The 21,916-nt window shown below is 62.9% G+C and carries 21 protein-coding genes and 1 tRNA gene; 12 read left to right on the top strand and 10 right to left on the bottom strand.

Annotated elements, in window-relative coordinates; translation table 11 throughout:
* Positions 1–508 precede the first annotated feature (508 nt).
* Positions 509–1,303 (top strand): NAD+ synthase, encoded by a 795-nt coding sequence (locus BMY29_RS15455; protein WP_049991745.1) that lies wholly within the window; start codon positions 509–511, stop codon positions 1,301–1,303.
* Positions 1,304–1,351: 48 nt separating this feature from the next.
* Here BMY29_RS15455 and BMY29_RS15450 read toward each other — a convergent pair whose 3' ends face one another.
* Positions 1,352–1,897: a GNAT family N-acetyltransferase gene (locus BMY29_RS15450; RefSeq protein ID WP_049991746.1), complete on the bottom strand. Its 546-nt coding sequence runs from the start codon at positions 1,895–1,897 to the stop codon at positions 1,352–1,354.
* A 79-nt stretch (positions 1,898–1,976) separates the two neighbouring features.
* Positions 1,977–2,687, bottom strand: coding sequence for an enoyl-CoA hydratase/isomerase family protein (locus BMY29_RS15445; RefSeq protein WP_049991747.1), 711 nt, complete (start codon positions 2,685–2,687; stop codon positions 1,977–1,979).
* 60 nt (positions 2,688–2,747) lie between these two features.
* On the opposite strand from BMY29_RS15445, the gene BMY29_RS15440 reads away from it, so the two are divergent.
* From BMY29_RS15440 to BMY29_RS20690, 4 genes are all read left to right on the top strand, one after another.
* Complete coding sequence (locus tag BMY29_RS15440) at positions 2,748–3,563, top strand: DUF7114 family protein (RefSeq protein WP_049991748.1); 816 nt, start codon at positions 2,748–2,750, stop codon at positions 3,561–3,563.
* 101 nt (positions 3,564–3,664) lie between these two features.
* Positions 3,665–3,736 (top strand) — tRNA-Thr (locus BMY29_RS15435).
* 460 nt (positions 3,737–4,196) lie between these two features.
* On the top strand, positions 4,197–4,808 hold the full coding sequence (locus BMY29_RS20695; protein WP_143067722.1) for a hypothetical protein: 612 nt from the start codon (positions 4,197–4,199) through the stop codon (positions 4,806–4,808).
* 446 nt (positions 4,809–5,254) lie between these two features.
* Positions 5,255–6,118 carry a hypothetical protein gene (locus BMY29_RS20690; RefSeq protein WP_143067721.1) on the top strand — a complete coding sequence of 288 codons (864 nt, stop codon included), beginning with the start codon at positions 5,255–5,257 and terminating at the stop codon, positions 6,116–6,118.
* A 52-nt stretch (positions 6,119–6,170) separates the two neighbouring features.
* Here BMY29_RS20690 and BMY29_RS20685 read toward each other — a convergent pair whose 3' ends face one another.
* The 5 genes from BMY29_RS20685 to BMY29_RS15405 form a co-directional block, all read right to left on the bottom strand.
* Positions 6,171–6,896, bottom strand: coding sequence for a hypothetical protein (locus tag BMY29_RS20685; RefSeq protein WP_143067720.1), 726 nt, complete (start codon positions 6,894–6,896; stop codon positions 6,171–6,173).
* A gap of 35 nt (positions 6,897–6,931) precedes the next feature.
* Complete coding sequence (locus BMY29_RS15420; RefSeq protein WP_049991751.1) at positions 6,932–7,939, bottom strand: tyrosine-type recombinase/integrase; 1,008 nt, start codon at positions 7,937–7,939, stop codon at positions 6,932–6,934.
* Positions 7,940–8,449: 510 nt separating this feature from the next.
* Positions 8,450–10,075, bottom strand: a complete 1,626-nt coding sequence (locus BMY29_RS15415; RefSeq protein WP_049991752.1) for a preprotein translocase subunit SecD — start codon at positions 10,073–10,075, stop codon at positions 8,450–8,452.
* Positions 10,072–10,947: a protein translocase subunit SecF gene (gene secF / locus BMY29_RS15410; protein WP_049991777.1), complete on the bottom strand. Its 876-nt coding sequence runs from the start codon at positions 10,945–10,947 to the stop codon at positions 10,072–10,074. Before secF ends, BMY29_RS15415 begins: the two co-directional genes overlap by 4 nt.
* 130 nt (positions 10,948–11,077) lie before the next feature.
* Positions 11,078–11,551, bottom strand: a complete 474-nt coding sequence (locus BMY29_RS15405; protein WP_049991753.1) for a DUF5812 family protein — start codon at positions 11,549–11,551, stop codon at positions 11,078–11,080.
* Positions 11,552–11,756: 205 nt separating this feature from the next.
* Here BMY29_RS15405 and BMY29_RS15400 point away from each other — a divergent pair, with 205 nt between their 5' ends.
* Complete coding sequence (locus tag BMY29_RS15400) at positions 11,757–13,052, top strand: hypothetical protein (RefSeq protein WP_049991754.1); 1,296 nt, start codon at positions 11,757–11,759, stop codon at positions 13,050–13,052.
* A gap of 111 nt (positions 13,053–13,163) precedes the next feature.
* Positions 13,164–14,291 (top strand): CPBP family intramembrane glutamic endopeptidase, encoded by a 1,128-nt coding sequence (locus BMY29_RS15395; protein WP_049991755.1) that lies wholly within the window; start codon positions 13,164–13,166, stop codon positions 14,289–14,291.
* A gap of 42 nt (positions 14,292–14,333) precedes the next feature.
* Here BMY29_RS15395 and BMY29_RS15390 read toward each other — a convergent pair whose 3' ends face one another.
* Positions 14,334–14,792 carry an NOB1 family endonuclease gene (locus BMY29_RS15390; RefSeq protein WP_049991756.1) on the bottom strand — a complete coding sequence of 153 codons (459 nt, stop codon included), beginning with the start codon at positions 14,790–14,792 and terminating at the stop codon, positions 14,334–14,336.
* A 4-nt stretch (positions 14,793–14,796) separates the two neighbouring features.
* Positions 14,797–15,042, bottom strand: coding sequence for a PRC-barrel domain-containing protein (locus BMY29_RS15385; protein WP_049991757.1), 246 nt, complete (start codon positions 15,040–15,042; stop codon positions 14,797–14,799).
* A gap of 282 nt (positions 15,043–15,324) precedes the next feature.
* Between BMY29_RS15385 and infB the strand changes: the two genes are divergently transcribed.
* Positions 15,325–17,124 (top strand): translation initiation factor IF-2, encoded by a 1,800-nt coding sequence (gene infB / locus BMY29_RS15380; RefSeq protein ID WP_049991758.1) that lies wholly within the window; start codon positions 15,325–15,327, stop codon positions 17,122–17,124.
* 60 nt (positions 17,125–17,184) lie between these two features.
* Here the strand turns inward: infB and BMY29_RS15375 are convergent, their stop codons facing one another.
* A complete protein-coding gene (locus BMY29_RS15375; protein WP_049991759.1) occupies positions 17,185–18,111 on the bottom strand; it encodes a PH domain-containing protein in 927 nt (308 codons plus the stop codon).
* A gap of 135 nt (positions 18,112–18,246) precedes the next feature.
* Here BMY29_RS15375 and BMY29_RS15370 point away from each other — a divergent pair, with 135 nt between their 5' ends.
* The 4 genes from BMY29_RS15370 (at position 18,247) to BMY29_RS15355 (ending at position 21,768) form a co-directional block, all read left to right on the top strand.
* Positions 18,247–18,669, top strand: coding sequence for a hypothetical protein (locus tag BMY29_RS15370; RefSeq protein ID WP_049991760.1), 423 nt, complete (start codon positions 18,247–18,249; stop codon positions 18,667–18,669).
* 149 nt (positions 18,670–18,818) lie between these two features.
* Positions 18,819–20,516 carry a glutamine hydrolyzing CTP synthase gene (gene pyrG / locus BMY29_RS15365; RefSeq protein ID WP_049991761.1) on the top strand — a complete coding sequence of 566 codons (1,698 nt, stop codon included), beginning with the start codon at positions 18,819–18,821 and terminating at the stop codon, positions 20,514–20,516.
* Positions 20,516–21,433 carry a glutamine-hydrolyzing GMP synthase gene (gene guaA / locus BMY29_RS15360; RefSeq protein WP_049991762.1) on the top strand — a complete coding sequence of 306 codons (918 nt, stop codon included), beginning with the start codon at positions 20,516–20,518 and terminating at the stop codon, positions 21,431–21,433. Before pyrG ends, guaA begins: the two co-directional genes overlap by 1 nt.
* The gene (locus BMY29_RS15355) at positions 21,430–21,768 is read left to right on the top strand and encodes a DUF7126 family protein (RefSeq protein WP_049991763.1); all 339 of its coding nucleotides are present in this window, start codon (positions 21,430–21,432) and stop codon (positions 21,766–21,768) included. Before guaA ends, BMY29_RS15355 begins: the two co-directional genes overlap by 4 nt.
* Positions 21,769–21,916 lie beyond the last annotated feature (148 nt).

The raw sequence follows: 21,916 nt of genomic DNA, 5'->3' as shown, positions 1-21,916 counted from the left end.
ATAGCGCGTCAGTGTCATCGGACTTCTCGTATTGCTCACGCTCTTCCAACCAATCGGAGAGCGTTCGGGGAGTCTCCCCAGTGAGTCCGGCCGCCAATTTTCAGTATTATTAGAAGACACATCTTTGGCCACTGTCTAGATAAGGAGAACAGCAAGACGTGGGGACGATGAAGGCGTGACGAAATCTGTGACACTATGTCTACGTCCTAACATAACCGAGTTGCAATTCGTGCAGACGATCAGCACTTATTACGGATCGTTCGTGGTAGCGAGGCGTGCAGCGACCACGTGTCCGGGTTGGGGTAGTGGCCGATCCTTCAGCCCGTGCAGGCTGAGACGCGCAGTTCGATTCTCGCACCCGGACCTCTCCGCTCTCGTTCTCACGACTTCCACCGATGGTCACCGACCGTCGCCAGGCGTCGGATTCCCCGCGGCCGGAAACTGAACGTCCGGTCACATTTTTCCGGAGTGGGGAGCCTATTAGGCCACGCCGTCCGTACCGTCGCCCATGATCGACCTTCGCTTCTCGGAGGCGGAACTGGAACGGCGGCGCGAACACATTACCGACTTCATTCGGGACCGGGTCAACGCCGCGGGGGCCGACGGGGCCGTCCTCGGCCTGTCGGGCGGGATCGACAGCACGCTGACAGCTCACCTCTCCGTCGAGGCACTCGGGGCCGAAAACGTCCACGGCCTCGTGCTCCCGGCCCACGTCAGCAGCGAGGGGAACATGAGCGACGCCGAACGGGTCGCTCAGGATCTCGAGATCACCTACGACGTGATCGAAATCGAGCCGATCGTCGACTCGCTGCTGTCGGCCTACCCCGAGGCCGAGGGCGACCGCGAGGCGGTCGGCAACGCTCGCGCCCGCGCCCGAGCGGTTTTGAACTACCTCGTCGCAAACCACGAAAACCGCCTGGTCCTCGGGACCGGCAACCGCAGCGAGGCCGCCGTGGGCTACTTCACCAAGTACGGTGACGGCGCCGTCGACTGTCACCCGATCGGGAACCTCTACAAGGGGCAGGTCCGCCAACTCGCTCGCCACGTCGGCGTCCCCGAGGAACTGGCTGCTAAGACCGCGACGGCGGAATTATGGGCCGACCAGACCGACGAGAAGGAGATGGGCGTCAGCTACGAGACCCTCGACGCGATCCTCGCGACGCACGTCGACGGGCCGCTGTCAGTCGCCGCGACCTGCCGGTTGCTCGACGTCGAGGCGGAGGCGGTCGAGAAGGTCCGCCGGATGTACGAGCGCAGCGAGCACAAGCGCACCGCGCCGCCGGCACCGGAGCCGCTGGACTGATGCTCCGGCTCTCGTTCGCGCTCGCGCTCACCCGCTACTGTCCCGCGCTCACTGCTCGCGATCGTCGGCCCGCCACTCGTCCTCCAGAAGGCTGTACCAGTAGGTGTCCTGGTACTCGCCGTCGATGAACTCGGCGTCGCGGTGCACGCCCTCCTGCGCGAACCCGACCGTCTCGAGGAGCCGCTGTGACGGCTCGTTGCACTCGAACACGCGGGCCGCGATCCGGTGGAAGCCGAGTTGGTCGAAGCCGTACGCGACGATCCGCTCGACCGCGTCGGTCCCGTACCCCTGACGGTGCTGCTCCGGCGCGACCCAGTAGCCCAACTCCGCCTTCCGCGTCTCCCACTCGATCGTGTGGAAGCCGATCGTCCCGACGGGCGCCCCGTCGGCGGCGATCAGCAGCGTCACCGTCTCGTCGTCGCAGACCACGTTCTCGAAGAAGTCCCGTTCCTGCTCGCGGTTGGCTGGCCTGGTCCGGCCGATATGCCGCCATATCCGCGGATCGTTGATCCGCGCCTGCAGGAACTCGAGGTCCTCCTCCTCGATCGGTCGGAGCGTGATGCGATCGCCCTCCAGAAACACCGGGCCTGGCATACCCACTCGATACGTGTCACGGAGTATATTATTTCTGGAAAACGTCTCTCGGAACGCGGTTCGAACGGTGCGTGCTGCGTCACCGCTCACTCGAATACGCGTCGATGTCGTCGGCGTGAGCGGCGACCAGATCGGCGAACGCGGCGGCCTCGCGTCGCTCCTGGGTCGCGCGCTCGCGGTCGTCTCGGATGCGGCGCTTCAGAACGGCGAGCGTATCGCTCGCGTTCGCAGCGATCTCCGCGGCGACCGTGCGGGGGTCGTCCGCGATGCGGGAGAGCAGTCCCATCCGCAGCGCCTCCTCGGCATCGACCGTCCGGCCCGAGAGCGCGAATTCAAGGGCGTCGCCCTCGCCCAGCACGCGCGGCAACCGGACGGTGCCGCCCCAAGCGCCGAACAGGCCGAACCTGACGCCCGGTTCGCCGTAGGTCGAGTCCGGCGTCCCGACCCGCACGTCGCAGGCTAAGGCGAGTTCCAGCCCGCCGCCGCGTGCGGGGCCGTCGATCCCCGCGACGACGACCGCGGGCGCGTCCTCGATCGTCCGGGCGACACGCTGGCCCAGGCGCGCGAAGTCGGCCGCCTGGTCGCGCTCGCCGTCCAGCGCCGAGACCGCGTTCAGATCGGCACCGGCGCAGAACGCCTGGCCGCGTCCCTGCAGGTAGATCACCGGTTCGTCGGCGGCGTCGATCGCCGTCTCGAGGGCTTCGAGCCCGTCGGGGGTGAGCGCGTTGCGCGCTTCGGGGCGATCGATCGTGACAATTCTGACCGACCCGTCGGTCTCGACGTCGATCATGGCCGCAGTCGACCGGGCGTTTCCAAAGGTCTTTGCCTCCGCTCTCGTAACCCCCCGCTAATGGAGAAGGCCGACAGCTGTCGGCGTGCCGCCGCCGAGGCCGTCGCGGACGTCGAACCACCGCAGCTACACGACTACATCGAGTCGGTCCTCGATCGCGCGTCGATGGTCCCCGCCGCACTCACCCTCGAGAGCGCCGCGGCGATGGCGTCCGAGGGACGCGTCATCGATGACGGACAGTGGCTCGACGGCGAACCGGATGCCGACCGAGCCCTGCTGCACGACGACCACGGCGTCGAGTCCGTCGAGTCCGAACCCGACGGCGTCGTCACCCACGCGGCCGGCGTTCAGCTCATCTACGAGGGGCTGCGCCTGACGCGCGCGCTCGCACACGACGAGCCCTGGACTGTGACCGATGCTGACGCCGATGCCGATACCGATCCCGACGCGGGCGACGGTGACCTCGCGATCTTGGCTGCCGACATTCTGGTCGCCCGCGGGTTCTACCTGCTGGCGCGGACCGACGCCGCCGGCAAGGCGGTTCGAACCGTCCGGTCGTTCGGTCGAAATCAGACCAGCCGAACCGATCTCGCCGCGGGTGAGGGTGCAGACGCCGACGTGAGCACCGCCGATCCCGAACCGGTCGACGCCACCCTCGAGCGCGACGTGCTCGAACTCGCGGTCCTCACCGGCGCCGTCGCCGTCGGCGAGACCCCCTCGCCGCGACTGCTCTCGATCGCCGAACAGCTCGCCGACGACGCCGGTCCCTCGTTCCCGCCGGCAGAGGAGTGTCTCGCCGACCTCGAACGGTCGTTGCCGGACCACTCGCTCGAGGACCACACGACCGATCGGGCGACGTCGGCGACGGACCCCTGACCGACGGTCGACACTGCAAGACGGCACCGCGATACACCGACGCACGGGCCGTTCGAATCGAAACCCATAAAGTCGATACCCGACAACGAAAGGATGCACGCGCCTGGGTAGCTTAGCGGTAAAGCGCGTCCTTGGTAAGGACGAGAGCCCGGGTTCAAATCCCGGCCTAGGCTTGCGCCTGCGGCGCAGACTGTAATTCGTAGATAGCGCCTCTTACATTTAGTATTTATCCCGATTAGCAACGGGAATCCTACCCGTCTCACAGAGGATTTTGCCGGTGGATTGACGCCGTCAAGGACACCCGCACCCGCGGTCACCGTACGTCGTGCGTCGGTTTTGGAGAATTACGGTTCCAAACAGGTTATCATCGAGAACGGCGGCCACCGGTTAGAACACTAAACTTTCGACCGGCGCGGGCACAATCGTTACTTCGCCAGAAAATTTCTCGGGAATATCGCCTCGCGCATCATTGTCAATAAGTGAACAAAAATTATTTGCGACTGGATTGCGTTTACTCTTGTGAGCAGGTTCTTCGCTGGCGTCTCTTTCCGAGCGGCGCGTATGCGGTAAAGTCCGTTTTGAAAAGGGTTTTGCGCGAGATCCCTATCCAGTTGGAGAACTAAAAAATTAATAATGAGTGCTACAGCAACCCAGAGCGGCGGCTATGACCCGAAAGGCCAGAGCGGTAACTATGCCCCAGACGGAATGGACTTTGTTGACTGTTCTAACTTCAAAAAGAACCGCTGGAAATACGTCGGAGAGACTCAGCCAGAACCGGAGTCCGATATTACAGATGTAGATACACAGAATGCGACGATAATTAGGTATGATGACATTGTAGACCTTGACGAGCGAAAAAAGTTCAAACTGTTGTCGGAATATAATACTGGACTCCGGAACAGAAAATGGACTAATCAAGGCTACACAACAGATCTACTGAATAGACACCTAATTTGGGCCCTTATAGGACAATTGGGTTTGAATCCACGTTATCAACAGGAAGCGGTAGGCCTGTTTCTCAGTCTTAACCTAGGGAAGTTCGGTGTGAATGCTGGTATTGTCGCATACTGTACGTGCGCAGTTGTCATTCACAGGGCAAAGGAAAGCGAAAGAAAGTGCCACCCATCAGTCAAGGATATGGATCCTGAATTTGAGAGAATTGCTGAGTGCGAAGGATACCGCGAGAAAGACCTCATCAGCATCTACAACAAGATATCTCAAGCAACGGAGAAGTATCAAGGGTGATATCCTCCCCCTCCCCACCCCTATATAAACCCCATATCATTCTACTCTAATGAGAGAACAGAGAGAGTGTGAATACGCTCACGTTCCCAGTATGCGGGTAACAGCACGGTTCACAACGGGAAGAACAGTACCGGATGAGGTCGCCACAGTTACCAGTAACGGTCAACCGACTTTCCCCGCAGCGGGCAACCGTAGCGAGTCAGGGCCGGAAGCGGGGGTTCCCGATGTTCACAGTACGCTTTTAACGTGCTGTATCAGACTAGGCGGGACACGGGTATCCAATTTGTATGGTCCATCATCGGTTTTACGCTTGACTCCAGATTTCATGATTCTCGATAGCATCAATATAACAAACAGAAAGCATGGATGGTGGTAACCGGTTGAAATAGCCTCAGCGTTAACAATGGCTAGTTTCATTTCATCCGCACTCGTTGACGTCTTTAAGAATGAGCCAACGCGAAGGACAGTTGCGGGCAATCGTGTTAATCACAATCGTCGCTGCGTCAGCGAGTATCGTGGGGAGTGTACTGTTCCTTGCAAGTACAAGTCTCGGGGTAATCGGAGTACTTGCGACTCTCGCTTTCGGACTGTTCGGTGTTTATACTCATTATTTCGAGCTCCCCGAAGAAATATCCGAGACAGTACATGAGGTAGAGCTTGATGAATCACAAACTGCTGGGACACGACCAGCGTCCGGCGAAAAGGGCTTCGACCTCGACGTAGACGATGGCGTGCTTTCCCAACTCCCGCCGAAACGTGTGGTACAGGTGATTTACAATTCTCCGAACTGGCATCCAGATGGGCACGGTGGGTACTCGATTTTTTGGAGATCCCGACTCCGGCGACTCTTTCACTCTGAAGTATTCTCGAGCAAAACATTCGAACTATCCCTCCTCGGGTTAACGATGGGTAGTCTCGTACTCTTGTACTTCGTCTTCCTCTCGTTCTTCCCCGATAATATGACGATGGCATTCATTGAGCCGCTAACTGAAGTCTACCCCTCCAATCAACCCATTGAGCAGACACAGTTAGTGGTAGGCGTGAGTATCGCCATCGCGACCATCGGAATCGCGTATTTTGAAATTAAATCGGATTCGACGTGCCCCGTGTGTCGAAGCCCGTTTGCTCTAGAATCGAAGAAGCAGTTCTTCAAACCCGAGAACCGCGATGTCGTCACCGTCACCCAAAATGGGGATTCGGAGAGAAAAGAAGTCACCTACGGTGTTCATATTCTCCACTGCAAGAGTTGCGGTTCGTGGCACGTCCCCACCAAACGCTGGGAGCGGAGCCTTGAGTCACAAGGATTGTAGCCACCCTGATCGGTAGCGCAGTCCTTCTCATGCAAAGGATGGCGGTTTGTCCTTATTGGGTCAGATATTCTTCAGCCATCGATTTGTGCTTCTCTATATCTTCCTCGGGATATTCAAGATAGTTCGAATTAGACTTGCACCATTTATAATATTCGCTGAGTTCATCATAAAGTTCACTGCCAAGAGCATCAGCATCTTCATCGATATAACGAAACCACCTATGCCATGGAGTTTCTATCGGGTCGTCATCTCCCGGCGCAAATGCACGAGCAGATTTATCTACGTATATCCCGAAAGGTGGTGCATTAGGTTCATTTTCTACGGCTTGAATCATCGGAAGTCCAAGCAGAATAGATTCAATGTAATCTGAATTTCCGACAAATTCTCTGTTCAATTCTTCCGGTATATTCTTTCCGTGTAGGATCGGGCCGAATGATAATGATGCACGAGGTATGTACATATATTCCGTATTCGCATTTTCGATGTTATCTTTTGCAATTTTTGAAAATATATCTCCAAGAGTATTCAACATATCCCATTTATTTTCGGACGTCAGGTAGACTCCATCCATTATCGGATAATGTGTCATTGTCTCCCTATCCAGAGCGTCATCAATTGCAACGTGCAAATTCAGTATCGTAATAGCCGATGTTTCAAGAGAACGAGACATTGTTCCTCGAACCGCCATCAAATCTAACCAGCAAACATATTCCTCTGTAATCCCAGAAAGTTGCTCAGAATCAGTATACACTCTTGGAACGTCCACATCATCTAACATACGAAAATATGATAACCACAGTGAATTAAACCTTGTCAAATATCTCGAATGAATCCTCGTCTTCTCTCGGCTTTTTCCGCCGTGGAACCTTTGTCATAGTGTTTATCGAGCACCTTTCCGCTCATATTCACACGCTCGCCGGTCACATCCTTCGGTTGGCCCGCGTTCCGGGCGGCGGTCACATACCCACGACGTAGAGCATGCGGACTAACGCTACCCGGACACTTACACGAGGCATTCCACGACATTGCCTCGCAGGTATCCGGCTCACGATCAAACGGGCACTCGCCGCCGTTGTAGTAGCAGGGACGAGTCGCAGTGTAGACGTAGCGTTGAATCGTTGTTTCTACTACACGACCGCTCTTAGACGTGAGAAGCGGTTTTCGTCCCTGCTTGTCGGTCACGGTTTCTCTATTTCTTTCCACGTAGTCACGGATGACCTCTGCCGTCTCGGACGTAATCAGCACGTCTCGCGCGCTCTTCTCTTTGTTCTTCAGCGGCGTTCCTGACGTTGGCCGGTGACGGAGTTCGAGGGCGGGCCGTCCCTCATCAAAGTCTTCTAAATCGAGTGCTCGAAGCCCGCTCATCCGCATACCCGTCTTCCAGAGGATTAGCAGAGTGACGTGGCGGTTGCTCGCGTACTCGAACTTACCGAGGAAACCCAGCACGTCCGATGCCTCTTCCCGGGTCAGGAGGTCGTCACAAATCTCGTCGTCTTCGCTCACAGAGGGAATCCGAACCATATCGGCCATGCCCCGAGGGACAGCTTGGATGTGTTCGCAGAACTCGATGAACTGCTTGAGTGTCATCATGTCCTGCCGGGCCGTGATGACCTTCACGTTCGACAGACGGTGTTCCTTGTACCGCTGGATAACCTCGCTGTCGAGGTTGTTGAGGTCCGTGATACCCTGCTCGTCCAGCCAGTCACAGAACTGCCGAGTCGTCGTCCGGTAGTTCTTGAGCGTCTTCTTGGTGACGCCGGGCTTCTTGTCGTTGAGGTAGCGGTTCTTCGCGTCGTGCGGCGGTGTCGGTTTCAGGCTCATAGTCGCTCGGGTACAGCCCGCTAAACCGACAGGCGGTACAGCCGGTTCCGGAGGGTGCGGGGCCTTGTGCCCCGAATCGCCCGACGGAGAGAGCCCGGGTTCAAATCCCGGCCTAGGCTTCTCCCGTTTCGTTCTTTCTGTGATTCCCGATTCAAGTCGCTAGTTCTGTAGAGATATTCGTCACGCTGACCAGGCCGGCCTATCGCTCGACCCGGACAAGCGAATAGTCGTGACTCTCGGTCTCGTCGCCGCTGTCCCGTCAGAAAGTAGTCCTCAAGTGCGGCTGCAACTGCAGGCTGGTCGTTCTTCCACGTCGCGGCGGTGCGTTGCTGTGGTGACTCGATGCCGATCTGTACTTCCTGCAACGACCCCGTTTCGTACGATTTCGCGCACGCACACGGAGACGGCGACACCGTCGACTGGTGTCCGCGGTGTCGGAATCGCTGAGCGGTTCGATGGCGCGGAGACTGAGAAATCGGATCCGAACGGCGAGCGGCGGTTGCGGTGGCGTTACTTATCAGTCAGCAGCCGCCGCAGGATGTCACCGTAGGCGGGCCTGGTGATCAACACGCCGATGAAGACGCCCAGGATGGTGATGATGGCGAAGCCCTGGAGGTCGCCCAGGCTCAACACCGCGAGCGGCGAGAGCGCGACGACGGTCGTCGCCGCCGCGGCGCCGATGACCCAGAACGCCTTGCGGAACCGCGACTGGAAGACCCGCTCAGAGCTGACGTCGCCCTCGTCCATCACCTCGTCGGCGATGATCACCAGGTCGTCGACCCCGGTCCCCACGACGGCGATGAACCCGGCGACGTGGGAGAGATCCAGCGGCATGCGTATCAGCGCGGCGAAGCCGAGGAGGATGACGACCTCAGAGAGCGCCGTGACGATCATCGGCAGGGCGACGCGGGTGTCCGTGTACCGCGAGTAGACGACGCCGCTAACGGTGACCACCGAGAGCAGTCCGATCAGCAGCGAGTACTCCTTGAACTGCGTCGCGTGGGCCGGCTCGATCGAGTAGACCTGCTCGTTGTCGAAGTCAAGCGGCGCGCGTAGGCTGCCGGCGCGGAGGTTGACCGAGAGCGACTGAGCGTCCTGTTGATTCTGTGCGCCCATCTGGAAGGTCGGGTTAGTCTCCCAGCTGCCGTCTCGCATGGAGGAGGCCAGGCTCTCGCCCATGCTGTGGGCGGCGACGGGCTCGTCGTCGACGACGGTTACCAGGCAGTACTGATTGGCATCGTGGTCGAAGTTGACGGTTTCACCGTCGCCGCCGAGGGAACACCGGCCGACGCCCTCGTTGGGATCGGTAAAGCCGAGCTCGTTCATCTGCTGTTGGAACTCGGATGCGTGATCCTCGCGCACCTGCACGGGGACGACGTAGCCGCCGTTGCGGTCGTCCTGCTGGGCCGGATCGACGTTGGCGATGTTCTCGTTCTCCAGTACCGTATCGTTCGTGTGGTTACCGCTCTCGTTCGGGTAGTAGGCCTGGACCTCGACCTGACCGCGCTCGGAGAGGAGGGTGCGCAGTTCGCCGGGGCCCATGTTGGGCACTTCGACGACGATGTAATAGTCGTCGTCCAGCGTCGCGGACTGGTAGGCCGTCCCGCCGGAGAGGCCCGCTTCGTTGATCTTCGTCTGGATCGTCGTGAGCATCTCATCGCGGGTCTCCTGAGTGACGCCCTCGCGAATGTCGTCCTCGGAGGCGTCGACGTCGGCTGACTGTAACGCGGCGGCGAACTCTTCCTCTGTCACGTCCTCGGTGAACACTTCGGCCGTGACGGTCCCGTCGTCGTGGACGTCGACGCTGGCGTCGGCCGGATCGAGGTCGAGTTCCGCTTGCAGCGTCGACTCGATCTCGCTGAGTCGGTCCTGATCGACTTGCCCGTTGTCGCTGACCGCGTCGGAGGCGATGTCTTCGGCGGTCATGCCGACGACGGGGGCCCTGATCCGCGTTCCGCCTTCGAGCCCGAGGCCGAACTCGAGGTTGGTGGGGCCGGTATCGACGGTCTCGTCGCTCGCCAGGCTGTCGTCGGCCATGATGCCGCCGGGGATGAACAGCGCGACGACCGCGAAGGCGACGAACGCGACGAGCAGGAGCACTCGCCAATTCGATTTGATCGCAGCGATCGGATTCATGAGCGGATCCCCTCGAACTTGTACCAGCGAAGCAAGCTCAGATTCAGCATGTAGGTGTTCAACAGGTCGGTTGCCAGGCCGACGAACAGGATGATCCCGATCGAGGCCAGCAGGTCGATGCCCAACAGGAACGCGGCGACGCCCATCACGAGCATCGCAGCCATCGACGTCACCGTCATCGTGATGCCGGTGCGCATCGCGCGGTGCGTGCTCTCGTAGAAGTCACCGCTGCGACGCAGGATGTGGTTGTTCAACAGGATGTCGGAGTCGACCGAGTACCCGATGAGCATCAGCAGGCCGGCGACCGTCCCCAGCGACAGGGGAATTCCGGCCAGGCGCATGAACGCCAGCGGGATCATCAGGTCGGAAAACGCCGAGATGACGATCGCGATCGACGGGACGAACGTCCGAAAGAGCAGGAAGGCGATCGCGCTCATGCCGATGAACGCCACGACGAGTCCCATCAGGGCCGTCTGCTGGCTCTGTTGGCCGAAACTCGCCGACGTCGACGAGACCGATTGGACGATCTCGGCGTCGCCGTCCTGGTCTAAGTTCGCTTCGGCCTGGTCGCTCAGCGCTTGCGAGTCGGTCGAGGAGAACTGGACGATGTACTGGTTGCTACCGCCAGTGCCGGTCACCGACTCGGGCTGTTCGTCGAACGCCGCCGAAATCTGGCCCTCCGACGTCGTCGTCTGGACGGTCAGTTCCGTCCCTCCGGCGAAATCCATTCCCAACGGGACCGGCGTCCCGTATGCGAGAAACGAACCGCTGAGGACGAGCAGTGCCACCGCAAGAACCACGAGCGGAACCGCCGCGAGTTGGCGGTTACTGTACCGGGTATAATCGATCTCCGGTACCTCGAAATACGCCATATACTCGACCACTCGTAGGCGCCCGAAGTAAGCCTTCTCACTTCGGGACGTGTGTCCGCGCCGGCGCGCGACTAGCGATCGGGTTCGCGGCCGTTCGCGATCGCGATTCGGGCGTCTCGCAGTTGCCCGCTCAGTCCGGCAGGTATCGAACGCTCAGCACGCCGCTGTCGGCCGATCGGCGGACCTCCACGCGGACCGCTTCGAGCCTGGCCGCCCGCGCGATCGTCTCTTCGTCCTCGAGGACGTCCTCGGCGGCTGCTTCGACCTCGTCGTCCGGCACGCGGAACACGTGGATCTCGCCGGTGCCCGCTCGCTCCTCCTGCACCAGGTCGCCGACCTCGGCGTCGGCCGCCAGGTCCGTCGCGTGCTGGGTCGGCTCGAGGTCGCTGTCGACGAGGTCGATCGAGCGCCGCTCCGCGACGTCGATCACCTGCCAGGCGACCTCCAGGGGCGGTTCGGGGGCGACGGTCGCCTCGAGGACGTCGTGGACCTCGAGGCCGGGGTTCGAGGCGAGGGTGTGAATCTGTGCGGTCTCGACGTCGCGGACGACCGCCGACTCCGATTCGGCGTGCGTGACGACGAAGGTGCCCGTCTTTTCGGTCATGGGCGGTCGTAGACGGCGAGCGAATTTCGGGGTTTCGGCTTCCGTTCGTCTCCGCCGACACCGTCGATTTCGACGGACCGGATACGGGCCCCGTTCGATGCCGTAAAATGGATCCGTCGAGGCACGTGGTGGCCGGCTTCCCATCTGTTCCCGACGCTAACTGGATGACGGAACGCCTTTACCGCAGGCGGTTGCGGCCTCCCGTATGCACGTCGACATCGGGAACGCGCTCGCGTCCGTCGCCTCGCCAGGCGTCTCGCGGGAGTCCCTCGAACGGCTGGACGACCAGGTCGCGGACGCCCACGAGCGCATCGAGCGCGGCATGGCGAACGCGGACCACGGCTACGAGTCGCTGAACCTGCCACAGCGGACGGATCCCGACGAAATCCGCGCCGCGGTTGAACCGGTCGCCGACGCCGAGGCCCTGCTCACCGTCGGTATCGGCGGGAGTTCGCTGGGCGCGGCAACGATCGCGAACGCGCTCGATTCGGACACCGAGACGGTCTTCCTCGACAACGTCGACCCCGAGTGGGTCACGGCCCACCTCGATCGACTGCCGCTCGAGAACACGGCGATCAACGTGGTCTCGCGGTCGGGAACGACGGCGGAGACGCTGGCGAACTTCCTGATCGTCCGCGAGGCCTTCGAGTCGGCCGGCGTCGACTGGACCGAGCGGACGATCGTCACGACCGGCGAGTCCGGTCCGCTGCGCGACCTCGCGACCCGCCACGACCTGCCGTCGCTGAAGGTCCCCGACGGCGTCCCCGGTCGCTTCTCGGCGCTGTCGGCAGTCGGCCTGGTTGCCGCGGCCGTCTGCGGGCACGACCTCGAGGCGCTGCTCGAGGGTGCCGCCGCTGAGGCCGAGACGCTGACGGGCTCGCTGTTCGAGTGTCCGGCCTACGCCTACGGCGCGACGACCTACGCGTTGGATCAGCGCGGCGCGGGCACGAACGCCGTGATGCCCTACGCGGAGTCGCTCGAGACCTCCGCGGAGTGGTTCGCCCAGCTGTGGGCCGAGAGCCTGGGGAAAGACGACCTCGGACAGACGCCGGCCCGGGCGCTCGGCGTCACGGACCAGCACTCCCAACTCCAGCTGTACCGCGCCGGGCCGCGGGATAAGCTCGTCACCTTCGTCACGCCGCGGGAGGGGCCCGACCGGCCGATTCCGGAAACCGACGTCGAGGACCTGGCGTACTTGGGCGACGCGACGCTGGGCGAACTGCTCGACGCGGAGTTCGAGGCGACCGAGGCCAGCTTGGCCGCCGCCAGGCGACCGAACGTCCGCGTCGAAATCGAGCGCGTCGACGAGTACGAACTCGGCGGGCTGCTGTACGGCATGGAGGCCGCCTGCGTGCTCGCGGGCGAACTCTACGGCGTGAACACGTTCGAGCAGCCGGCCGTCGAGTGGGCCAAGAAGGCGACCCGCGGCCTGCTCGGCGGCGGCGAGTTCGAGGAGGCCGAGGCCGTCGCCGAGAAGACGGAGCTTCGGGTCGAACGGTAACGGTCTCACTGACTGGCAAGAGTGCAGTTCATCTCCCCCGTCGACTCCGTTCTCCCCCGACACGTCGTCTGATTGCGGTGCGCCTATGGGTCCTCGCACGAACGTCTACGTATGACCGAGACTGCACGGGCCGACGATACCGGCCCGGTCGCGTCCGACGCGGTCCCCGGGATCGGGACCGCCCTCTCGGCGGTCACGATGGCCGCTATGCTCGTCCCCGTCCGCCGCGGCGTCGACGATCCCGTCGTCTGGGCGGGTGTCGCTTTCGCCGTCGTCGCCGTCGCCGCCTTCCTGGGCCGTCGTCACGGCGGCCTCGGACGCCGCGTCGCCGCACCGATCGCCGCCGGCTCGAGCGTCGCGGTCCTGTTGCTCGCCGGCTACGCGCTGAACCAGGGCGTCACGGCGGCCGCCGCGCTTCCGGCGGTCACCCGCTCGGTCCCGCTCGTCTTCGTCGCGTTCGTCACGGCGGGGATCACCGCCGGTATCGGTGTCGCTGACTTCTTCGCCATCGGCCCGTCCGGACTCAAACGGCGCACGTCTCAGACGTTGATCCTCTCGCTCGTCGGCACGGTCGGGCTCGTCGCCGCCCAAATCGCGACGCTCGTGCTCGCGATCCCGGTCTTCGCCGTGGTCGGCGAGGGGTCGCTGTCGCTGGTCCAGAGCGTCGTCCTCAGTCAGACGGGCATGGCGCTGGGGACGATCGTCGTCGCGGGCGGCTATCTCGCCGTCACCGACCGCGGACTCTCCTTCATCGATCTCCGACGGCCGTCCCTGCGAGATCTCGGCTGGACCGTCGGCGGTTTGGTCGTTCTCTTCGGGGCGCTGTTTGCGATCTCGACGATCATGCAGTCGACCGGCGTCGAGAGCGCGGATCACTCGACGACCCAGCAAGCTCAGGAGAACCCCGAGATGCTGCTGGCGCTGATCCCGCTCGCGATCCTGATCATCGGGCCGTTCGAGGAACTGCTCTACCGGAACGTGATCCAGAAGTCCCTCTACGAAACGTTCTCGCGGCCCGGTGCCGTCGCCGTGGCGAGCGTCATCTTCGCGGCCGTCCACACCCTCGCGTACGGCACGGCCGGCATCGGCGCCGTGATCGCCAGCCTCGGGACGATCTACGGGCTGTCGATCGTGCTCGGAACGATCTACGAGCGGACCGATAACCTTCTGGTGCCGGCGCTGATCCACGGCACGTACAACGCGCTCCTCTTTACGAGCCTCTATTTCACCTACGGATAACGATCGAGTCGCGTCGACGATTCGTCGCCGGCGCGGGGCGGGTTACGACGGGTTCTTCCGGGCCAGATTCGAGCCGCAGATCGGGCACCGATCCTTCTCTTCGTCGAACTCGCGGCCACAGCCCTGACACTGGAACAGCCAGTGACGCTGTTCGTCGATCCCCTCCCGTGCGATCACTTCGACGCCGACGTTGAGCTTCTCGGCGACGTTTTGCATGGCGTAGTCGTCGGTCACGAGGGCGGCGTCGAGTTCGAAACTCGCCGCGATGAGCCGAACGTCGGTCTCCGAGAGCACCTCGAGATCGCCGGATTCCCGGGCCGCGCGCTGGACCTTCTCGGTGGTGTCGTCGTTGGGAATGTGGATGTGCATCCCGGAGCCTTCCATCGCGTCGTAGCGATAGGCGCTCTCGTCCTCGAGTTCCTCGCGGACGAGCGGGATGGTCGCCGTCTGTTCGGTCGTATGGAAGTCGTGGATAAAAGCCGAAGAGTCGAGAACGTACATACCGTTAGCGCTGGACGACGATGTAGTCTTTCACCGCTTGAACGCGGTTGACGGGAACGAGAAAGCGGCCGGCGTCGTCGACGGAGAGGTCGACTGCGCGACGCGACACTTCCTCGTCGGGCTCGATAACCAGATCGTGGAGTTTGCCGGATTTGAGATCCATGGTAATGTTGTAGAGCAGTCCAAGCTCGGTTCCGTCCGACCCCATGACGGACTTCCCCGAGAGGTTTTCAGCGAGTATATCGCTCATGCATACCCGTACTTACTAATCGGTATTAAAAACCACGGGGAACGCGCACGCGTGCGTCAACGAGCCGCCCAAAACCGGCGAGGCGGCGCTCGATCGGGAGTGATACGATCACAATACGTGGCGGTTAAATAATGGCGGTCGCGTCGGGAACCGACGCACCAGGCGGCCGTCCGCGACCGGGCGCCGCCGCTGCGATCGCCGCGGTCGCCGGAACGTCGATGACGATGGGTTTAACTACGGCGCTACGGACGATTTAGGTAAGACCTTCTCGGGTGGTTCATCATGTCGGACACGGACACGCGCGACCCCACATCTCTCAGAACGCCGATCGTCGCCGTCCTCGGACACGTCGATCACGGCAAGACAAGTCTCCTCGATAAGATCCGCGGCTCCGCGGTCATCGAGGGCGAAGCAGGCGCGATCACCCAGCACATCGGCGCCACCGCCGTGCCGCTGGACATCATCTCGTCGATCGCGGGCGACCTCGTCGATCCCGAGGACTTCGACCTCCCCGGACTCCTCTTCATCGACACGCCAGGCCACCACTCCTTTACCACGCTGCGATCCCGTGGGGGCGCACTGGCCGACATCGCCATCCTCGTCGTCGACGTCAACGACGGGTTCCAGCCCCAGACGCTGGAGGCGCTCGACATCCTCAAGCGCTCCCAGACGCCGTTCATCGTCGCGGCGAACAAGATCGACACCGTGCCGGGCTGGAACGCCAACGAGGACGAGCCGATCAACGACACCTACGAGTCCCAGTCCGAGCGGGTGCGCCAGCGACTCGACGAGGAACTCTACGAGATCATCGGCAACCTTTCGGACGAGGGCTTTTCTGCGGACCTCTACTGGCGGGTCCAGAACTTCCAGCGCAACATCGGCGTCGTCCCCGTTTCGGCGATGACCGGCGAGGGGGTTCCGGACCTCCTGACGGTCATGATGGGGCTCTCTCAGCGGTACATGAAAGAGGAGATGGAGATCGACGTCGCCGGACCAGGCGTCGGGACCGTCCTCGAAGTCAAAGAGGAGAAAGGCTTCGGGACGACGGTCGACACGGTCCTCTACGACGGGACGATCCGCGCGGACGATAAAATCGTCGTCGGCGGCCAGAACGAACCCATCGTCACCGACGTGCGCGCCCTGCTCCAGCCCCGTCCGCTCGCGGAAATCAGGACGGAGAGCCGGTTCGAAAAGGTCGACGAGGTCGGCGCGGCGGCCGGGATCAAGATCGCCGCGCCCGACTTAGCGGACGCGATGGCCGGCGCGCCGGTCCGGGTCGTCCGCGACCGCGACCTCGACGAGGTCATCGAGGAAGTCCAGGCCGAACTCGCCGATATCGCAGTCGACACCGCCGAGGAAGGCGTCGTCGTCAAGGCCGACACGCTGGGCAGCCTCGAGGCGATGGCCGACGCCTTGGGCGAGGCGGAGGTACCGATCGTCCGCGCGGAGGTCGGCGACGTCGCGCCGCGGGACGTCTCGGTCGCCTCGACGGCCGACGACCCGAAGCAGAAGGCCATCCTCGGGTTCAACGTCGACACCTTGGACGACGCCGAGCAGCGCGCGGAGATCGAGGACGTGACGATCTTCACCGACGAGGTCATCTACCAGCTCATTGAGGGGTACGAGGAGTACGTCGAGGAGATCGAGCAGGCCCAGCAGGACACTATCCTCGAGAACATCTCCCGGCCCGCCCGCTTTCGTATCCTGCCGGACCACACGTTCCGCCAGAACGACCCCGCGGTCGTCGGCGTCGAGGTCAACTCGGGCACCCTGCGGAACAACACGAACGTCGTGAAGTTCGAGGGCAACGAGCCCGAACGCGTCGGTCAGGTCAAGGGTATCCAGGAGCAAGGCGAGGACATCGACGAGGCACGATCGGGCAACCGCGTCTCGGTCGCGATCGACGGCCCGACCGTCGGCCGTCAGATCGAGGAGGACGACGAGCTCTGGGCAGAGATCCCCGAGAAACACGCGAAGATCCTCGAGCAGGAACTGGCCAGCGAGATCCCCGGCGACGAACTCGAGGCGCTAAACATGTACCTCGACAAGCAGCGCAGCCGGGACCCGTTCTGGGGCAAGTAGTCGCCGATCGACGATCGGTCGCGATTCTCGGACGTCAGTTTCTGCCGCCGCGCGACGCCGTCAGCCGGCGGCTTCTCGATTCGCACTCACACCCCGCCGTCGAGGTCGGCGAACGCGTTCGATCCCCGCGAGAACCGCCTCGGGATCGTCGATCGCCGCCCGATCACAGCGGATATCGAACCACCGACACCGGCAACCGAACCGCCGGCGTCCGAGGACGAGTTCGTCGTCGGTCAGCCGGACGTCTTCGATCGCGCCCCAGGGAACGATCGTCGTCCGGACCAGGCGGTCGACGACCAGGCCGGCCTCGTGGGCGCGGAGTTCGGGCGGGTTCCACCGGTCGCTCGGATCGAACTCGCCCCAGCGGCCCCACTCGAACCGAGCCGAGAGGAGCATGAACAGGCCGTAGAGCGCCCAGACCAGGCCCCGCGCGTTCCCGGACCAGGCGACGAGGACCCCGGCAGCGATCGTGACGACCATGAACGCCGTAAAGAGCCGGCCGCCGGCCCCGAAGTCGGGGCGGTGATACGGCCAGGACGCGGCGGGGTCGTCGGCGGTGAGCGCCGCGACGTACCGAGTGCGGGTCATGCGCTCGAGCCCGAACGCCGCGACGCCGGTCAGGACGACCAGAACGAGCGTCCCGACGACGAACCGGGTAGTGGCCGTGGTCGGGGTGACCGCGGGGACGAGCAGCAACGCCGCGAAGGCCGCCGGCGGAACGTAGCAGGCCAGGCGAGTCCGGCGCCGGCGGCCGATCCGTTCGGGAAGCCCGCGGGTCCGCTTCGCGAGAACGTGGCCGACGATCGCCACGATCGTCACCGTGCTCGGGAGGACGCCGAGCAGCGTCGCGGTACTCGCCCCGGTCAGGAGACCGGCGGCCGCCGCGATTCCGGTGGCAACGAGCCCGAGGTAGAACCCGAAACCGGCCTGGAAGCCGATGTCGGTTTCGCCGACGTCGAGGGGGACGCGTCGATCGTGCGATGCCACGATGGTCGATACTTCGTTCTCGAGATATAAAATAAATCGGGTGGTGTTGCTCCGGAAACACTCGGCTCCGTCGAGATGCGGAAACCGCTCGTTACCCGTGTAAGCATTAACACGATGGTCGTGGTGACTCCGGGTATGCTTGTACAACTCCGCCAGTACAAACACGAGGAAGTTCAGTTCGACGACAACAGGACGACGGGAGAGTCCCAGACCGAAGACACGGTCAACCCGGACGCGGAGGATTACTTCGGCGAGGACATGGAGGACCTCGACGCCGAGACGTGGGATACCGTCGAACACGAGGGCGACCCGATCCAGCGGCGCTCGGTCACGATCGACGGCGTCACCGCCGTCTCAGTCCCGAAGGAACCGACCGACGAGGACGACCCCGACCTCCCCGGGCGGACGATCCAGTTGCGGATGGGCGGCGGCATCGAGTATCTCCCGCAGGCCGAGATTGTCGAAGTCCAGGATCTGGAAGTCGAAGAGGACGCCGAAGGGAAGGTATCCAAGGAGGACGAGCCCCAGGGGAAGGCGACGATGGACGAAGAGCCCTAGGCCGTATATATCCGTCCGCCGGCCGCGGTTCACGGGACAGCACGGCCACCGTCGGCGACGACGAGCGGCGCCGCACCCGCGAATGACAACGCCTGTCGGAGGCGATACGGTCCCGAAATCGTTTTCAATCGGTCGCGCGCACACTCGGTATGCCGACGGAATCGGACACTCATTATGACCCCTCGCTGGGGAACAAGTTCATCTTCGTCACCGGCGGCGTCATGTCGGGACTCGGCAAGGGGATCACGGCCGCGAGCACCGGCCGGCTCCTGAAAAACGCCGGGTTCGACGTCACCGCGGTAAAGATCGACCCGTATCTGAACGTCGACGCGGGGACGATGAATCCCTACCAGCACGGGGAGGTCTACGTCCTCCAAGACGGCGGCGAGGTCGACCTCGACCTGGGGAACTACGAGCGGTTCCTCGACGTGGACATGACCTCGGACCACAACATCACGACGGGCAAGACCTACCAGCACGTCATCGAGAAGGAACGGGCCGGCGACTACCTCGGGAAGACGGTTCAGATCATCCCCCACATTACCGACGACATCAAGCGGCGGATCCGCGAGGCCGCCGAGGGGACCGACGTCTGTATCGTCGAAGTCGGCGGCACCGTCGGCGACATCGAGGGGATGCCCTACCTCGAGGCCCTGCGGCAGTTCGCCCACGAGGAACCCGAGGAGAACGTCCTGTTCACTCACGTCACCCTCGTCCCCTACTCGAAGAACGGCGAGCAGAAGACGAAGCCGACCCAACACTCCGTCAAGGAGGTCCGCTCGATCGGCCTCCAGCCCGACATCATCGTCGGCCGCTGCGAGGACCGCCTCGACCCCGAGACCAAGGAGAAGATCGCGCTGTTCTGTGACATTCCCACCGAGGCGGTGTTCTCCAACCCCGACGTCGAGGACGTCTACCACGTCCCGTTGATGGTCGAGGAGGAAGGTCTCGATCAGTACGTCTTAGAGCACTTCGGCTTGGCCGACCAGGCGCTGCCGGAGGGCGAGCGCGCCAACGAGTGGCGCGAAATCGTCACCACCGAAAAGGACGGCGAGATCGACATCGCGCTGGTCGGCAAGTACGACCTGGAGGACGCCTACATGTCGATCCACGAGTCGCTGAAACACGCTGGCTTCGAGTTGGGGGTCGACGTCAACGCCCACTGGGTGGCCGCCGACGACCTCAGCGACGGCCACGACGGGGAACTGGCGGACGTCGACGGGGTCATCGTTCCGGGCGGCTTCGGGATGCGCGGCTCCGAGGGCAAGATCCGCGCGGTCCAGTACGCCCGCGAGAACGACGTCCCCTTCCTCGGACTCTGTCTCGGCTTCCAGATGGCCGTCGTCGAGTACGCCCGGAACGTGCTCGGGTTCGAGGGCGCTCACTCGGCGGAGATGGACGAGGAGACGCCCCATCCCGTCATCGACATCCTGCCCGAGCAGTACGAGGTCGAGGACATGGGCGGCACGATGCGTCTGGGCGAGCACACGACCGTCATCGAGCCCGAGACGCTGGCCTACGATCTCTACGGCGACACGTCCTGCTCCGAACGGCACCGCCACCGCTACGAGGTCAATCCCGAGTACTTCGACCACTTCGAGGACGAGCCGCTGGTCTTCTCCGGCACCGCGGGCAACCGAATGGAGATCCTCGAACTCGAGAACCACCCGTTCTTCTTCGGGACGCAGTTCCACCCCGAGTACACGTCCCGACCGGGCCAGCCGAGCCCGCCGTTCCTCGGCCTGGTCGAGTCCGTCGTCGAGCAGACTGGTATCGGAGCCGACAGCGAGTCCGCCGAGACGGACGCGGACACCGACACCGACGCGGAAACAGAGGTAACCCACTAATGGTAGACACCGAGACGTTCGTTCCGGACGCGATTGCAGAGATCGACGAGGAGATCGGCGACGAAAACGCCGTCATCGCCCTCTCGGGCGGTGTTGACTCTTCCGTCGCGGCCGCCTTAGCCTACGAGGCCATCGGCGACCGGCTCACCCCGGTCTACGTCGACACCGGCCTGATGCGCAAGGGCGAGACCGACCAGATCCGCGAGACCTTCGACTACATGGAGTCGCTGCGGATCGTCGACGCGAAAGACCGCTTCCTCGAGGCGCTCGAAGGCGTCACCGACCCCGAAGAGAAACGCGAGATCATCGGCGAGCAGTTCATCCGCGAGTTCGAGCGCGAAGCGACGGACGCGGACGCCGACTACCTCGTCCAGGGGACGATCTACCCCGACCGCATCGAGAGCGAGGGCGGGATCAAGTCCCACCACAACGTCGGCGGGCTCCCCGATGTCGTCGACTTCGAGGGGATCGTCGAACCCGTCCGCGACCTCTACAAGGACGAGGTCCGCGAGGTCGCCCGGCACCTCGGTCTCGAGGAGATCGTCGCCGAGCGGATGCCGTTCCCCGGACCCGGGCTCGCGGTGCGGGTGATCGGCGAGGTTACGGCGGAGAAACTCGAGGTCGCCCGCGAGGCCAACCACGTCGTCGAGGAGGAACTCGAGGAGTACGAGCCCTGGCAAGCGCTCGCAGCCGTGATCGGCAAGGCCACGGGCGTCAAAGGCGACAACCGGGTCCACGGCTGGGTCGTCTCCGTGCGCTCAGTCGAGTCCCGCGACGGGATGACCGCCCGGGCCCAGGAGATCGACTGGGAGACCCTCCAGCGCATCCAGTCGCGCATCACGGGCACCAACGAGAACGTCGCTCGCGTCGTCTACGACGTGACCCACAAGCCGCCCGCGACCATCGAATACGAATGAGCACGAGTACGACCACGACTGCGATCGTCGCCGGTCCCGACGAGGACGGCATCGGCGAGGCGCTCGAGAACGAGGGCGTCGACGTCGCGCGAGTCAACGGCGTCGTCTCCCGTCCGCAACTCGAGGAGGCCGGCATCGTCGCGGCCGACCTGTACGTGCTGACCGACGTCGGCCAGGCGACGACGATTCCGATCGTCTGTGACCTAAACGACGACGTCCGGTCCGTCATCTACGCCCGGGACTCCGTCCCCGAGTTCGTCAAGGGCCAACTCGACCTCGCGATCGACCCCGAACTGATGGACGCGAGCCTCGTCGCCGACGAACTGGTCGACTAACCCGCGACGCGATCGCTTTTCCGACCGCGGGCCGACTTGACGAGTGATTACTCGGATTGGATACCGATCGATCGAAACCGGTTCCGGGACCGTCTGTATTACTATATGTGATAGCTAATAGCCACACGTCCTAATTGAACTTTCTCGC

Source organism: Natrinema salifodinae (genome assembly GCF_900110455.1).
GTDB classification, from domain to species: domain Archaea; phylum Halobacteriota; class Halobacteria; order Halobacteriales; family Natrialbaceae; genus Natrinema; species Natrinema salifodinae.
This window is presented reverse-complemented; position numbering and strand designations above follow the sequence as displayed.